This window comes from Streptomyces sp. NPDC003042 (genome assembly GCF_053591315.1).
Genome location: NZ_JBSFTP010000046.1, coordinates 24,784 through 39,171 on the forward strand (window position 1 = coordinate 24,784; position 14,388 = coordinate 39,171).

The 14,388-nt window shown below is 70.0% G+C and carries 17 protein-coding genes; 4 read left to right on the forward strand and 13 right to left on the reverse strand.

The features are described from left to right. Nucleotides 1-259 precede the first annotated feature (259 nt). The 5 genes from ACWDYJ_RS22115 to ACWDYJ_RS22135 all read right to left on the reverse strand — a co-directional run bounded on the left by ACWDYJ_RS22115 (nt 260) and on the right by ACWDYJ_RS22135 (nt 4,764). The gene (locus ACWDYJ_RS22115; protein ID WP_451567294.1) at nt 260-1,606 is read right to left on the reverse strand and encodes a dicarboxylate/amino acid:cation symporter; all 1,347 of its coding nucleotides are present in this window, start codon (nt 1,604-1,606) and stop codon (nt 260-262) included. A 435-nt stretch (nt 1,607-2,041) separates the two neighbouring features. Next, complete coding sequence (locus tag ACWDYJ_RS22120; protein WP_451567295.1) at nt 2,042-2,389, reverse strand: DUF4229 domain-containing protein; 348 nt, start codon at nt 2,387-2,389, stop codon at nt 2,042-2,044. 44 nt (nt 2,390-2,433) lie between these two features. Next, the gene (locus ACWDYJ_RS22125; RefSeq protein ID WP_451567296.1) at nt 2,434-2,958 is read right to left on the reverse strand and encodes an N-acetyltransferase family protein; all 525 of its coding nucleotides are present in this window, start codon (nt 2,956-2,958) and stop codon (nt 2,434-2,436) included. Nucleotides 2,959-3,089: 131 nt separating this feature from the next. Then, entirely contained in the window at nt 3,090-4,253 is a 1,164-nt protein-coding gene (mqnE, locus tag ACWDYJ_RS22130) for an aminofutalosine synthase MqnE (RefSeq protein WP_451567297.1), read from the reverse strand. Between the two features lie 55 nt (nt 4,254-4,308). Then, nucleotides 4,309-4,764, reverse strand: coding sequence for an Lrp/AsnC family transcriptional regulator (locus ACWDYJ_RS22135; protein WP_451567298.1), 456 nt, complete (start codon nt 4,762-4,764; stop codon nt 4,309-4,311). Nucleotides 4,765-4,885: 121 nt separating this feature from the next. Between ACWDYJ_RS22135 and ACWDYJ_RS22140 the strand changes: the two genes are divergently transcribed. Beyond that, entirely contained in the window at nt 4,886-5,020 is a 135-nt protein-coding gene (locus ACWDYJ_RS22140; protein ID WP_451567299.1) for a hypothetical protein, read from the forward strand. Here the strand turns inward: ACWDYJ_RS22140 and ACWDYJ_RS22145 are convergent. After that, entirely contained in the window at nt 5,017-5,703 is a 687-nt protein-coding gene (locus tag ACWDYJ_RS22145) for a UbiX family flavin prenyltransferase (RefSeq protein ID WP_451567300.1), read from the reverse strand. The two genes, ACWDYJ_RS22140 and ACWDYJ_RS22145, sit on opposite strands and share 4 nt — an antisense overlap. Before the next feature lie 84 nt (nt 5,704-5,787). Between ACWDYJ_RS22145 and ACWDYJ_RS22150 the strand changes: the two genes are divergently transcribed. Next, the gene (locus ACWDYJ_RS22150; RefSeq protein ID WP_451567301.1) at nt 5,788-6,381 is read left to right on the forward strand and encodes a rhomboid family intramembrane serine protease; all 594 of its coding nucleotides are present in this window, start codon (nt 5,788-5,790) and stop codon (nt 6,379-6,381) included. Here the strand turns inward: ACWDYJ_RS22150 and mqnP are convergent. The 3 genes from mqnP to ACWDYJ_RS22165 all read right to left on the reverse strand — a co-directional run bounded on the left by mqnP (nt 6,378) and on the right by ACWDYJ_RS22165 (nt 9,299). Further along, a complete protein-coding gene (gene mqnP, locus ACWDYJ_RS22155) occupies nt 6,378-7,301 on the reverse strand; it encodes a menaquinone biosynthesis prenyltransferase MqnP (RefSeq protein WP_451567302.1) in 924 nt (307 codons plus the stop codon). The genes ACWDYJ_RS22150 and mqnP overlap by 4 nt on opposite strands. After that, nucleotides 7,298-7,765 (reverse strand): hypothetical protein, encoded by a 468-nt coding sequence (locus ACWDYJ_RS22160; protein WP_451567303.1) that lies wholly within the window; start codon nt 7,763-7,765, stop codon nt 7,298-7,300. The genes mqnP and ACWDYJ_RS22160 overlap by 4 nt, the downstream gene beginning before the upstream one ends. Before the next feature lie 76 nt (nt 7,766-7,841). Further along, nucleotides 7,842-9,299: a menaquinone biosynthesis decarboxylase gene (locus ACWDYJ_RS22165; RefSeq protein ID WP_451567304.1), complete on the reverse strand. Its 1,458-nt coding sequence runs from the start codon at nt 9,297-9,299 to the stop codon at nt 7,842-7,844. Nucleotides 9,300-9,389: 90 nt separating this feature from the next. On the opposite strand from ACWDYJ_RS22165, the gene ACWDYJ_RS22170 reads away from it, so the two are divergent. Then, entirely contained in the window at nt 9,390-9,815 is a 426-nt protein-coding gene (locus ACWDYJ_RS22170; RefSeq protein WP_451567305.1) for a PLD nuclease N-terminal domain-containing protein, read from the forward strand. A gap of 232 nt (nt 9,816-10,047) precedes the next feature. Here the strand turns inward: ACWDYJ_RS22170 and ACWDYJ_RS22175 are convergent, their stop codons facing one another. Continuing rightward, a complete protein-coding gene (locus ACWDYJ_RS22175) occupies nt 10,048-10,452 on the reverse strand; it encodes a cupin domain-containing protein (protein ID WP_451567306.1) in 405 nt (134 codons plus the stop codon). 140 nt (nt 10,453-10,592) lie between these two features. Between ACWDYJ_RS22175 and ACWDYJ_RS22180 the strand changes: the two genes are divergently transcribed. Then, the gene (locus ACWDYJ_RS22180; RefSeq protein ID WP_451567328.1) at nt 10,593-10,994 is read left to right on the forward strand and encodes a MarR family winged helix-turn-helix transcriptional regulator; all 402 of its coding nucleotides are present in this window, start codon (nt 10,593-10,595) and stop codon (nt 10,992-10,994) included. Nucleotides 10,995-11,002: 8 nt separating this feature from the next. On the opposite strand, the gene ACWDYJ_RS22185 is transcribed toward ACWDYJ_RS22180, so the two are convergent. The 3 genes from ACWDYJ_RS22185 to resB are packed head-to-tail and all read right to left on the reverse strand — an operon-like array spanning nt 11,003 to nt 14,377. Then, the gene (locus ACWDYJ_RS22185) at nt 11,003-11,551 is read right to left on the reverse strand and encodes an SRPBCC domain-containing protein (protein ID WP_451567307.1); all 549 of its coding nucleotides are present in this window, start codon (nt 11,549-11,551) and stop codon (nt 11,003-11,005) included. A gap of 25 nt (nt 11,552-11,576) precedes the next feature. Next, nucleotides 11,577-12,656, reverse strand: coding sequence for a c-type cytochrome biogenesis protein CcsB (gene ccsB, locus ACWDYJ_RS22190; RefSeq protein ID WP_451567308.1), 1,080 nt, complete (start codon nt 12,654-12,656; stop codon nt 11,577-11,579). Continuing rightward, nucleotides 12,653-14,377, reverse strand: coding sequence for a cytochrome c biogenesis protein ResB (gene resB, locus ACWDYJ_RS22195; protein ID WP_451567309.1), 1,725 nt, complete (start codon nt 14,375-14,377; stop codon nt 12,653-12,655). The genes ccsB and resB overlap by 4 nt, the downstream gene beginning before the upstream one ends. Nucleotides 14,378-14,388 lie beyond the last annotated feature (11 nt).

Genomic DNA, 14,388 nt, shown 5'->3' on the forward strand with positions numbered 1-14,388 from the left:
GCGCCGCGTCGCACCGTCGTCCGGCCGTACATCTGGGAGAACCCGCTCTTCGGCACCGACCCAGCGGCCAGCCAGTGGATCTTCCACTACGGCAACTTCGCCACCAGGTCATCGTCATCTACCTCCCGGTCTGCGCCTCGGCCACCTGGTACGCCTGCCGCCTGCGCCAGCTCGCCACGGCCCGCTCCCAGAGGCACCGCACACCACAGCCCCCGCCGGACGGGGCGGGGGCTGCTGTGAGCGGGGTGCCGGAAGGGCGTCAGGCGGGCACGGCGACCGGGGTCGTGGCCGGGGCGGACGGGGCGGACGTGATGTCGTCCAGCGGGGAGGACGAGGCGGAGGCGTAGGCCTCCTTGTCCAGGATTCCCTCGCGGGCCGCGACGATGACCGGGACGACGGCCTGCCCGGCCACGTTCGTGGCCGTGCGGATCATGTCCAGGATCGGGTCGATCGCCATCAGCAGGCCGACGCCGGCCAGCGGCAGGCCCAGCGTGGAGAGGGTCAGGGTCAGCATCACGGTCGCGCCGGTCAGGCCGGCCGTGGCCGCCGAGCCGACGACCGAGACGAACGCGATGAGCAGGTACTCCTTGATGCCCAGCTGCACGTCGAAGATGTTCGCGATGAAGATCGCGGCGAGCGCCGGGTAGATCGCGGCGCAGCCGTCCATCTTGGTCGTGGCGCCGAAGGGGACCGCGAAGGAGGCGTACTCCTTCGGGACGCCGAGGCGTTCGGTGACCTTCTGCGTGACCGGCATCGTGCCGACCGACGAGCGGGAGACGAAGGCCAGCTGGATCGCGGGCCAGGCGCCCTTGAAGAACTGGACCGGGTTGACCTTGGCGACGGTGGCCAGCAGCAGCGGGTAGACGCCGAACATCACGAGGGCCGAGCCGATGTACACGTCGGCGGTGAAGGTCGCGTACTTGCCGATCAGCTCCCAGCCGTAGCTGGCTATCGCGGTGCCGATGAGACCGACGGTGCCGATCGGGGCGAGGCGGATGACCCACCACAGGGCCTTCTGGAGGAGTTCCAGGACCGACTCGGCGAGCTGGAGGACGGGCTGCGCCTTGCTGCCGAGCTGGAGGGCGGCGATACCGGCGACGGCGGCCATGAAGACGATCTGGAGCACGTTCAGCTCGGTGAACGGCGTGATGACGTCCTTCGGCACGATGCCGGTCAGGAAGTCGATCCACGAGCCCTGGCGCTTGGGCTCCTTGCCGTCGGCCGGGGTGAGGCCGGTGCCGGCGCCCGGGTCGGTCAGCAGGCCGATCGCGAGGCCGATGCCGACCGCGATCAGCGAAGTGATCATGAACCAGAGCAGCGTGCGGGAGGCGAGCCGTGCGGCGTTGTTCACCTTCCGCAGGTTGGTGATGGACACCAGGATCGCGAAGAAGACGAGCGGGGCGACGGCCAGCTTCAGGAGCTGGACGAAGATGTCGCCGACCTGCTCCAGGGTGGTCTTCAGCCAGCTGATGTCCTGGCTGCGGGCGAGCCAGCCGAACAGGACGCCGAGCACGAGACCGGTGACGATCTGGGCCCAGAACGGGAAGCTGAAGGGCAGCTTGAACGAGGCCTTGGCGGGAGCCTGGGCCTGGGGGGACGCGGACACGGACACTCTCCGGGGGTGACGCACAACGTACGGCGGAAGGTTTCTGCAAGGGGGTGCGGTGCGGCAGCAGCCGGAAAAGGGCCGGGCCGGCCGGGACCGCTGCTGTATCGATTCAGCTCAACGGCGAAGCGCGATCAGCGGACTCAGCGGCTACAGCAACAGGCCGCGGACACGCGGCGGCAGAGGTCGACGTGCAGGCGCGCCACGAGCGGAACGCTCGCGGTCATCGGGTGCGCAACTGTGGTCGACATGTTGAACACGCTAACACTTCTCCTTTGAGAATCTCAAAGGCTTTCTTTGACCCAGCCCCACGCCGCGGCCGGCCCGGAAAACACGGAAGCCCCGGCGCGACCGGGGGTGTTCCCGGTGCCGGGGCTGTTCCGTCTGTGAGGTCCCGCTCCGTCTGTGAGGAAGCTAACGGGCGGCGGCCTCGCGTCAGCTCAGGCGCGCGGCGTCGTCGGCCGCGTCCTCCTGGCTGCGGTTCGCGGCCAGCTTCTCCTTCGCGCCCGCGACACGTCCGGAGATCTGCGCGGACATCTCGTCGCGCTGCTTGCGCAGCAGTACGAAGGACAGCGGCGCGGAGATCACCAGGGCGAGCAGCACGACCCAGGCGAAGTTGGCGTCACCCAGCCCGGCGGGCACCCAGCCCACACGGACCAGCACCGCGACGACCACCAGGCATCCGACGAAGATGCCCAGACGCATCGCGGTGTAGCGGATCGTCGCGCTCGGCTTGAGGGACACGGTGACCCCTTCTCTCTCGTCGTCCTGCGGTCGGCACATGCCCAACCAGTGAAGCACGCCCGCACGGACAGCCCCGCCCGGGGTCAGTGCAGCGGCAGCAGCATCGTGATGTCGTCGCGGTCGTCGCCGGGGGCCACCCGGATGGCGTCCGGGACGCGGCCCACCTCCTTGTAGCCGCAGGCCGCGTAGAAGTGCTCCAGGCCGAGCCCGCCCCGGCAGGAGAGGCGGATGGCCTCTATGCCGTCGAGGGAGCGGGCCGCGTCGGCGGCGGCCGCCATCAGGTCACGGCCGGCGCCGCGGCCCTGGAGGGCGGGGCTGACCATGACCGTGTACGCCCAGATCCAGTGCTGCTGAAGGCGGTGGGTGTTGAACGCCAGGAAGGCGGCGGCGACGACGGCGCCCGCCTCGTCGTGGCCGACGAGCAGCCGGTGGCGGCCCTCCGACATGGCGACGAGGTGCTTGACCAGCTCCGGCCGGACCATGTCGCGCGTGACGGGCGGGACGAAGCCGACCGCGCCACCGGCGTTGGACACCTCGGTCCACAGCTCGGCGATGCCGTCGCGCAGGGCCTCGTCGACCACCGGATCGAAGGTAAACGTAAGGGTCATTGGCGCATCTTAATCATTACTAGATCGTGCGGCAACGGAGTACCGCCCGAGCCCGCACCGCACGACACGGCCGCGCCCCTCCCCCCGCTGACGGGGAAAGGGGCGCGGCCGGAGCGGCAGAGCTGCCCGCGTCAGACGCGCATCGCCTGCGGCGACTCGCGCAGGCCGGCGTCCGGGCCCGGGTACTCGCGGATGATCTCGTAGCGCGTGTTGCGCTCGACGGGGCGGAAGCCTGCCTCGCGGATGAGCTCCAGGAGGTCTTCGCGGCCCAGCTTGTTCGGGGTGCCGTAGTCGTCCGCGTCGTGGGTGATCTTGTACTCGACCACCGAGCCGTCCATGTCGTCCGCGCCGTGCTGGAGCGCGAGCTGGGCGGTCTGCACGCCGTGCATGACCCAGAAGACCTTGACGTGCGGCACGTTGTCGAAGAGCAGCCGGGAGACGGCGAAGGTCTTCAGCGCGTCGGCGCCCGTCGCCATCGTCGTCCGCGCCTGGAGCGTGTTGCGGATCTTGCCGTCCTTCATGTCCACGAAGTCGTGCTGGTAGCGCAGCGGGATGAAGACCTGGAAACCGCCGGTCTCGTCCTGGAGTTCACGCAGTCGCAGTACGTGGTCGACCCGGTGACGCGGCTCCTCGATGTGCCCGTACAGCATCGTCGCGGGGGTCTTGAGGCCCTTCGCGTGCGCGAGGCGGTGGATGCGCGACCAGTCTTCCCAGTGGGTGCGGTGGTCGACGATGTGCTGCCGCACCTCCCAGTCGAAGATCTCCGCGCCGCCACCGGTGAGCGATTCGAGGCCGGCGTCGATCAGCTCGTCGAGGATCTCGGACGCCGAGAGGCCGGAGATCGTCTCGAAGTGGTGGATCTCGGTGGCCGTGAACGCCTTCAGCGAGACGTTCGGCAGCGCCTCCTTGAGGGCGGAGAGGGAGCGCGGGTAGTAGCGCCACGGCAGGGTGGGGTGCAGGCCGTTGACGATGTGCAGCTCGGTGAGGTTCTCGTTCTCCATGGCCTTGGCCAGGCGGACGGCTTCCTCGATGCGCATCGTGTACGCGTCCTTCTCGCCCGGCTTGCGCTGGAACGAGCAGTACGCGCACGACGCGGTGCACACGTTCGTCATGTTGAGGTGGCGGTTGACGTTGAAGTGGACGACGTCACCGTTCTTGCGCATGCGCACCTCGTGGGCGAGGCCGCCGAGCCAGGCCAGGTCGTCCGACGCGTAGAGGGCGATGCCGTCCTCACGAGTCAGCCGCTCGCCGGAGCGGACCTTCTCCTCCAGCTCGCGCTTGAGCCCAGCGTCCATGCCGGTGTCCCCTTTGTGTGTCCCGTCCTGCCTGCAACCGTCACCAACCGTACTCTCAGCTCTCCTCGGGCAGTTCTCCGACCCGGTTCTCCCACTTCGTGGACAGCACGATCGTGGTGCGGGTGCGGGAGACGCCCTTGGTGCCGGAGAGCCTGCGGATGATCTTCTCCAGGCCGTCGACGTCGTTGGCGCGGACCTTCAGCATGAAGGAGTCGTCGCCCGCGATGAACCAGCAGTCCTCGATCTCCGCGAGGTCGCGCAGCCGGCGCGCCACGTCCTCGTGGTCGGCGGCGTCGGAGAGCGAGATGCCGATCAGCGCGGTGACGCCGAGCCCGAGCGAGGCCGAGTCCACGGTCGCGCGGTAGCCGGTGATCACGCCCGCCGTCTCCAGGCGGTTGATGCGGTCGGTGACGCTGGGGCCGGAGAGGCCCACGAGACGGCCCAGCTCCGCGTACGAGGCACGACCGTTTTCGCGGAGTGCCTGGATGAGCTGCCTGTCGACCGTGTCCATGACGTGGAGCCTTCCATTATTCGGAGATCTTGCGAGTCTAGGTATAGAATTAAAGGCACACAGGGTCAACTCCCTGTGAATCTTTCAACAGATCAATGACGATCTTCAGGAGTGGTTCACCGTGTACACGATCGAGATGGCCTACGCACACATGCGACAGCTCCAGGAGCTGGCCAACCGATCCCGCACCGACCAGCCCACCGCCGCCCACCGCGTCGACAAGACCCGCAAGCCGCGCAGCGCCAAGAAGCGCTAGTCACCGCCGCTTGCCCCCCGGGCAGGACGCGAGCCCCCGAGCTCGCCCTCCCAACGGCGGTACAGCCCGTGCGGCACCCCTGCCGCGTCGAGCACCCGCCCCGCGACGAAGTCCACCAGGTCCTGGATGTGCGTCGCACCCGCGTAGAACGCCGGAGAGGCGGGCAGTACGACCGCGCCCGCCTCGTCCAGCGCCACCAGGTGCTTCAGCGTCTGTCCGTTCAGCGGGGTCTCCCGCACCGCGACCACCAGCCGGCGCCGTTCCTTGAGCGTCACGCTCGCCACGCGCTGGAGCAGGTCCTTCGACAACCCCAGCGCCACCCCCGCCACGCAGGCCGTGGACGCGGGCACGATCAGCATCCCCTTGACGGGGTACGAGCCGGAGCTCGGACCGGCGGCCAAGTCCCCGGCCCCCCAGTACCGGACGTCGCCCGTCCGCGTCTCGAAGGTCCCCGGCTTGCCGTCGGCCCCCCGGCCGAGCCACTCGGCCAGGTCGTCCCGCCAGTGCGCGTCCCGGAAGGCGATCCCCGTCTCGTCCAGCAGGGTGAGGCGCGAGGCCCGGCTGACCACCAGGTCCACACTCTCTCCGGCCGCCAGCAGTCCCCGGATCACCGCCGCCGCGTACGGCGTCCCGGAGGCCCCGGAAACCCCGACCACCCACGGGGTGCGCTTGCGCTCAGTCATACCGCCGAGACTATCCGGCCACCGCGCGCGGGCACTCCTCAAGGTGTCCGCACGTTCACGGAGTGGGACGAGAAGGGGGAGATCATGAGCACGGCGCAGGAGTGGGGCCTGACACGGACCGGGCGGGCCAGGGCGGCGGGGCTGCTGATGCTGGGCTGGGTGGCCCTGCTGTGGCTGCTCGAGGTGGTGGATCTGGCCACCGGGCACGCCCTGGACGGCTACGGGATCACGCCACGCGATACCGACGGGCTGACCGGCATACCGCTGGCCCCCTTCCTCCACTACGGCTTCGACCACGTCGGGGCGAACAGCGTCCCGCTGCTGGTGCTGGGCTTCGTCGCCGCGCTCGACGGCATACGCCGGTTCCTGGCCGTGTGCGCGGCGATCATCGTCGTGGACGGCATCGGCGTCTGGCTGGTCTCTCCCGAGCACAGCATCACGGCGGGCGCCTCGGGGCTGGTCTTCGGCCTGTTCGGATACCTGCTGATCCGCGGCTTCGTCGAGCGGCGCCCGCTGGGCGTGCTGACCGGGATCCTCATAGCCGCCGTGTGGGGGACCACGTTCCTGGCCGGCGTCCTGCCGTCCGACTCGGCGGTGAGCTGGCAGGGCCACCTCTTCGGCCTGCTGGCCGGGATCGGAGCGGCGTTCCTCTTCCCCGGCCGCCGGGCCCTGCCCTAGAGGGCGAGCCCCCGGACGGCCAGGTCCAGCACGGCGCACACGAAAAGGGCGATGCCGATGAAACCGTTGACTGTGAAGAACGCCCGGTTGAGGCGTGACAGGTCGTGCGGCTTGACGATGGTGTGTTCGTAGAGGAAGGCCCCTACGACGATCAGCAGACCGAGCCAGAAGAACATCCCCGCGTCCGTCGCGAGGGCGTACCAGGCCAGCAGGCCGGTGGTCACCACGTGCGCGCCGCGCGCGCCCCACAGGGCCGCGGGGATGCCGAAGCGCGCCGGGACCGACCGGACGCCCTCCGCCCGGTCGGCGGCCACGTCCTGGCAGCCGAAGATCAGGTCGAAGCCGCCGATCCACACGCCCACGGCGAGGCCGAGGATCACCGCGTCCCAGGACCACTCCCCGGTGACCGCCAGCCAGGCCCCGACCGGGCCGATCGCCTGGGCCAGGCCCAGGATGGCGTGCGGGAAGTCCGTGAACCGCTTGCCGTACGGGTAGACCACCATCGGCACCACGGCCAGCGGCGCCAGCACCAGGCACAGCGGGTTGAGCAGTGCCGCCGAGCCCAGGAAGACGACCAGCGCGATCCCGGCCCCCGTCCAGGCGGAGCGCACCGACACCGCGCCGGTGACGAGCTCACGCCCGGCGGTGCGCGGGTTCCGGGAGTCGATCTCCCGGTCGATGATCCGGTTGGCGGCCATGGCGAAGGTCCGCAGCCCCACCATGCAGATGGTGACGAGCAGCAGCGTGCCCCAGTGCACGGTCCGGTCGAGCCGGAACATGGCGGTGAGCGCGGCGATGTAGGCGAAGGGCAGCGCGAAGACCGAGTGCTCGATCATCACGAGCCGCAGGAAGGCCTTGACCTTGTTGGTCGCCTGCGGCGCGGAGCCGGGTCCGAGGACTCCTTCGGCAGCCGATGTCATCCGAGGGACCTCCGGAACTCTTCCAGGTCGGCGCGCAGCCCGTCGGTGGGAACCGGGCCGATCTCCACGTCGAGCGGCTCCGTCCCCTCGCCCTCCGGCGGGGTGACCCGGGCCAGGAAGGCGAAGCCCTCGCCGGCCGGGCGGGCGTCGAGGCGCAGCACGGCGCCCGCCTCGACCGTGAACGGGCCGCCGGCGGCGAGCGCGGCCAGCAGGCGCTCCGCGAAGTCCTCCGCCTCGGCGTCGCGCAGGCCGGGCAGCTCGAAGCCGTCGCCCTGGCCGTCCTCCTGGTCCCACGTCAGGGCCCAGACGTCTCCGGGGCCCGCGAACTCCTCGGGCGAGACGCCCGCCTGCTCGGCGGCCAGCCGGACGTCGGGGTCGGCGGGGTCGAGCCGCGGGCGCACGAGCGCCACGTAGGTCTCGTCGCCGATGAAGAGGGCCGGGCCGCCCATGTCGACAGTGCTCACAGGCCGTACTCCGAGTCATCCCCGCAGCGGCGGGGAGCATGCCCGGCCCTCTCCGAGGCCATCGTCGCCTGATACCTCACAGTCCGTACTCCTTCCAACGACGGGTCACCCGTTCGGCCGTATCGGGGTCGGACTCGACCATGTCGGGCCAGCCGCCGTCGCGTGTGTAGCCCTCCTCGGGCAGCTTCTTCGTCGCGTCGATGCCCGCCTTGCCGCCCCAGAACTGCTGGTACGAGGCGTGGTCGAGGTGGTCCACCGGTCCCTCGACGACCGTCAGGTCGCGGGAGTAGTCCGTGTTGCCGAGCGCCCGCCAGGACACTTCGTGCAGGTCGTGGACGTCGCAGTCCTTGTCCACCACGATGATCAGCTTGGTCAGCGACATCATGTGCGCACCCCAGATGGCGTGCATGACCTTCTGCGCGTGCTTCGGGTACTTCTTGTCGATCGAGACGATGGCGCAGTTGTGGAAGCCGCCGGACTCCGGCAGGTGGTAGTCCACGATGTCCGGGACGATGATCTTCAGCAGCGGCAGGAAGAAGCGCTCCGTCGCGCGCCCCAGCGGACCGTCCTCGGTCGGTGGGCGGCCGACCACGATCGACTGGATGAGCGGACGCCTGCGCATCGTCACGCAGTCGATCTTCAGCGCCGGGAAGGGTTCCTGCGGGGTGTAGAAGCCGGTGTGGTCGCCGAAGGGGCCCTCGGGGAGCGTCTCCCCCGGTTCCAGCCAGCCCTCGATGACGACCTCGGCGTGGGCCGGGACCTGGAGCGGGACCGTCTTGCAGTCGACCATCTCGATCCGCTTGCCCGCGACGAACCCGGCGAAGAGGTACTCGTCGATGTCGCCCGGCAGCGGCGCGGTGGAGGCGTAGGTGACGGCCGGCGGGCAGCCGAAGGCGATCGCGACCGGCAGCCGCTCGCCCTTCGCGGCGGCGACCGCGTAGTGGTTGCGGCTGTCCTTGTGGATCTGCCAGTGCATGCCGATGGTGCGCTTGTCGTGGCGCTGGAGCCGGTAGAGCCCGAGGTTGCGGACGCCGGTCTCGGGGTGCTTGGTGTGGGTCAGGCCCAGGTTGAAGAAGGACCCGCCGTCCTTGGGCCAGGTGAAGAGCGCCGGGAGCTGGTCGAGGTCCACGTCGTCGCCGGTCAGGACGACCTCCTGGACGGGCGCGGCGTCGCCCTTCACCTTCTTCGGCGGCACGTGCACCATCGAGCCGAGTTTGCCGAAGGCCTCGCGGACGCCGATGAAGCCCTGGGGCAGCTCGGGCTTGAGGAGGCCGCCGATCTTCTCGCTGATCTCGGCGTACGACTTCAGTCCGAGGGCCTTCAGCAGGCGCCGGTCGGTCCCGAAGACGTTCATGGCGAGCGGCATCGCCGAGCCCTTGACGTTCTCGAAGAGGAGCGCCGGGCCGCCCGCCTTGTTCACTCTGTCGACGATCTCCCCGACCTCCAGGTACGGGTCGACTTCGGCCTTGATGCGCTTGAGGTCGCCCTCCCGCTCCAGAGCCCGGAGCAGCGAGCGGAGATCGTCGTAAGCCATAGGGGTCAGTATCCGTCACCTACTACCCTGGAAGCGTCACCGGGGCCCTGCGTGGGCCCGCCGCCACTGCCTGGGAGTCGATCCCGCACCGTGCTGCGCTATCTGCCGTTCCTGCTGATCATCGGCCTGACCATCTACGCCTTCATCGACTGCCTGAACACGCCGGAGGAGGAGGTCAAGAGCCTTCCCAAGCCGGTCTGGGTGATCATCATCCTGCTCTTCTCCATCGTCGGCCCCGTGGTGTGGCTGTTCGCGGGCAAGAAGCGGTCCGCGGTCGGTGGGGGCGGCGGCAACGGCGGTGGTTTCGGCGGCGGCGGCCGGGCGCGCCGGACCCAGTGGGTGGCGCCCGACGACAACCCGGAGTTCCTGAAGTCGCTGCGCGACGAGCGCGAGGACAAGAACCGGGACGCCGGCAACGGCACGGACGCTCCGAAGGCGAAGGACACCGAGAAGGAAACCGACAAGGACAAGGACCCCGACAAGGGACCCGACAAGGGACCCGACGACCGGGCCTAAGGGCTGTCCCGGACCCGCTGCGGTGCCACGGACGCGGCGTGCGACGCGGCGCGCGCGAAGGCCCGTACGGCGCCCGTGTTGTCGGCCGCCCGCCAGACCAGGCCGTCGGCCGCCCGGCCGGTGTCCGCGCGGGCTCCGCGCCTCGCGGCGTACGGGCGCAGGTCCCCGGCGATGGCGTTCGCCGACCTGTACGTCGAAGTCGCCCTTGCGCAGCTGCCCGTAGGGGTAGGGGCTATTGCGCCCAGGGCAGGGGGCGGGTGCCCTCGGTGCCGGGGACCGAGACGACACCGTCCGCGCGCATGACGACGTAGGCCTCGAAGGCCTCGGCCCGGATCTGGCGGAGCACGTCCGGCGGGAGCACCAGTGTCTGGCCGGCGCCGACCTTCTCGGTGCGGCCGTCGCAGGTCACGTTGAGCGTGCCGGAGGTGACGAGCCAGACCTGCTCACGGGTGACGGAGTGCTCTGGCCCGGTGGCCCCGGCGGCCATCTCGACGCGCCAGGTGCTGAGCTCGGCGCTGCCCCGGCTGGGGGCGGCGAAGCCGGTCATGGTGGCGTTCGGGGTGACGGTGACGTTCTCGGGGGAAGCGGTGATCACGTGCAAGGTGGCGGTCCTCGTCTTCTCGTTCGAGTGAGTCAAGCTGCTTTACTTGCGAGGAGTAAAGCAGCTTGACCCGCTCGTGTCACCATGTTTCCGTGACCGAAGAAGTAACCGCAGAAGAAAAGGACCGCGCCGGGGGCCTCGAGCTGACCTTCCTGCTCGGAATCGGCTTCCAGCTGATGCTGGGCGAGTTCTCCCGGCGCGTCGCCGCCGCCGGATACACCGACCTGCGCCCCCTGCACGGCATGGCCTTCCAGGCCCTGAAGGGCCCCGGAGCCACCGCCAGCGAACTGGCCGAACGCCTCGGCGTGACCAAACAGGCCGCCGGGCAGATCGTGGACGACCTGGAAAAGCGCGGCTACGTCCGCCGCGAGCCGCATCCCGAAGGCGGGCGGCGCAAGCTCGTGGTCCTGACCCGGGCCGCCACCGACCACCTGGCCGTCGCGGGCCGGATCCTGCACGAGCTGGAGGCCGAACTCGGCACACGGGCCGACCTCGCGGCGCTGCGCGGCGAGCTGACCCGCGTCGTACGGGCGCTGAACGGGCCCGGGGGGCTGCCGCCGCTGCGACCCGTGTGGTGAGGGAGGACTCAGGCGCCGGAGAGGGCCGCGTAGGAGGCCCGCAGATCCGCCCGGCGGGCGTCCGTCCAGGCGTCCCAGTCGGCCGGGTACCCGGCCAGCGCCGCCTCCAGCCGCTCGAAGCGCTCGTGCCAGTCGGCCAGGCAGTCGAGGAGCTCGGACTCCCGGCCGCCCCCGTCGTTCAGGCTGCGCTCATTCAAGCTTCGCTCATTCAAGCTGCGCTCATTCAAAAAGCGGATCACCGTCGAGTCGGTACCCACGGCCTCCAGGTGGAAGCGGATCCGCCCCTCCTCGCTCACCGTGTACTCGACGACCCGTTCGACGTCCCAGGCCGTGATGTGCCCCGACACCGCGGTGCCCGCGGTCGGTCGGCGCAGTGTGACGGCTCCGCCGAGCCGCCGTTCCAGGACCTCCGCCTCCGCGAGCCAGCCGCGCAGCCCGTCCGCCGTGGTCAGGACGGGCCACACGTCCTCGTAGGCGTGCGGGACGTGCAGTTCGAAGCGGATGAGCCGGCGGCCCTCGCCGCCCGGCTCGCTGGTGCCATGGCTCACAGGAGACATGACACCAGCGTCCCACTCCCGGCGGTCAGACGCCCGCGTACGAGTGCTTGCCGCTGAGCAGGATGTTCACGCCGTAGTAGTTCCAGATCCAGCAGGCGAAGGCGAAGAGCGCCAGGTACGCGGCCTTGCGGCCCTTCCAGCCCGCCGTGGCGCGCGCGTGCAGGTAGCAGGCGTACGCCACCCAGGTCACGAAGGACCAGACCTCCTTCGGGTCCCAGTTCCAGTAGCGGCCCCAGGCGTCGCCGGCCCAGATCGCGCCCGCGACGATCGTGAAGGTCCACAGCGGGAAGACGGCGGCGTTGATCCGGTACGCGAACTTGTCCAGCGAGGCCGCCGAGGGCAGCCGCTCCATAATTGACGTGCGGAAACGGCCCGGCGTGCGGCCGAGCTCCAGCTGGTTCTCGTAGGAGTCCCTGAAGAGGTACAGGGCGGTGCCGGCCGCGCCGATGTAGAAGACCGCACCGCAGAAGATCGCGGTGGAGACGTGGATGTACAGCCAGTACGAGTCCAGGGCGGGGACGAGCTGGTCACTTTCGGTGTAGAGCACCTTGACGGCGATGCCGAGGTCGAGCAGGACCGTCGTGACGAGGATCAGGCCGAGCCAGCGGACGTTCTTCTTCAGGAGCAGCAGCACCAGGTACGCGCCGACGGCCACCGTGGAGAAGGTGATCGAGAACTCGTACATGTTGCCCCAGGGGGCCCGCTTCACCGACATCGCGCGGGCGACGACGCCGCCCGCCTCGATGAGGAAGCCGAGGGCGGTCAGCGAGATCGCGATCCGCCCGTACAGGTCGCCCTGCACGGTGCCGCCGGCGGCGCCGGGGCCGTCGGGGACGTCGCGGGTGCCGGCGGCGGAGCGGGTCACGACCTTCGGCTTGTCGAGGACGGCCGTGCCCCCCTTCGCGCGCACCCGCACGGCGGGGGCTTCCGCGCGCTCGGCCCCGGTCAGGGCGGCGGCCGTACGGCCCACCTTGCTGCGGCTGCCGAAGACCCACTCGGCGATGTGCGCGAGGAAGGCGAGCGTGTAGACCGCCATCGACGAATAGATCAGGTAGTTGCTGATCTCAGCCAGGTTCTCGTTGGCTGCGGCTGCGAGCGGCGTCATCCGCGCTCTCCTTCTTCGACTTCGACAGGTTCAGGCGTCGGGGAGGCCGAGGGCGCCTGCTCGTGCAACGTGGCGGCCAGGTCCGCCAGCTCCTCCGGGAGCCTGGCGGACTCGCTGCGGCCGAGGCCCGCCATCTCGACGACGGTCACGCCGTCCTCGCCGGCCACCGCGCGGACCCAGATCCGGCGCCGCCGGATGAACAGGGACGCGGCCAGTCCGGCGATGGCCGCCACCGCGCCGACGAGCGCGAGGACGTTGCCGGGCTGCTGGGACACCTGGAAGGTCGCCCAGCGCTCGATGCCCTCGAACTTCACCGTGCCCGCACCGTCGGGCAGGGTCATCGTCTCGCCGGGCAGCAGCTTCTGCTTGAAGAGCGCGCCGTCGGCGTCCTTGAACTCCTTCATCTTGGAGGTGTTCAGCTGGTACACGTTCTGCGGCAGGCCCGCGTCCACGCCCAGACTGCCGTGGTACGCGCTGAGCGCGAGGACGGGGAAGTCCAGCGCCGGGAACTGCGAGAGCATCGTGCCCTTGCCCTCACCGGCGAAGGTCGGCACGAACATGGCGTTGAAGCCGAGCTGCTCCTTGGCCCCGTCCTTGTTCCGGTAGCCGTCCGGGACCTTGACCGCGCCCGAGGAGCTCAGGTTGGAGTCGAAGGGCAGCATCGGCACGGCGTCCTTGTAGATCACCTTGCCGGTGGGGTCGGTCACCGAGATGACCGGCGCGTAGCCGTGCCCCAGCAGGAAGACCTTGGAACCGTCGATCTCCAGCGGCGTGTTGACCTCGATCTCGGCCTTCCGCGGCTGCCCGTCGGCCCCTTCGCTGTAGGTGACGTACGCCTTGAAGTCGCGGGGCGTGCCCTTCTGCGGGCCCGTCTGCTCGTACGTCGCGTCGAACTTGTCCAGCGTGAACGAGAACGGCGGCAGGTCGTCGGAGTCGAAGAGGCTGCCGGACTTGAAGTCGTCGTACTGGGTGAGCGTGTTGGAGAAGCCCTTGCCGCGCAGGACGAGCTTGCCGCCCTCGGACTTGAAGAGCTGCCCGGCCGCGAAGGCCACCAGCAGCACGATCAGGGCGATGTGGAAGGCCAGGTTCCCGGCCTCGCGCAGGTAGCCCTTCTCGGCGGCGACGGCTCCGGCGCCCGCCTCGGTACGGAAGCGCCGACCGCCGAGCAGGGTCCGCGCCGAGGCGAGGACCTCCTGCGGGGCCTTGTCCGTACGCCACGTCGTGTACGCCGGCATCCGGTCCAGGCGCCGGGGGGCGCCCGGCGGGCGGCCGGTGAGCTGGCCGACGAACTGCCAGGTGCGGGGCACGATGCAGCCGATCAGCGACACGAACAGCAGGATGTAGATCGCGGAGAACCACACCGAGCTGTACACGTCGAAGAGCTGGAGCTTCTCGGCGAACGGAACCCAGAACTCGTGGGTGTCCTTCCACTCCGCGACCTTCATCGCGTCGACCTGCGTCTGCGGGATGAGCGAGCCGGGGATGGAACCGAGGGAGAGCAGGAACAGCAGGATCAGCGCCACCCGCATGGAGGTGAGCTGCCGCCAGAACCAGCGGGCCCAGCCGATCACGCCGATCCCGACGGGAGCGGTCGCACCGTCCTCCAGGGGCGCCGTGGAAAGCTGCGCTCCGGCGGCGGCGTCGGCCCGGTCCCCGGCCCGGTCCTGGGCGGTGGCGGACTCGTGCGGCGCCCCGGTGGGCGCCTTGTCGGTCGTACTCATGTCCGTGTCCG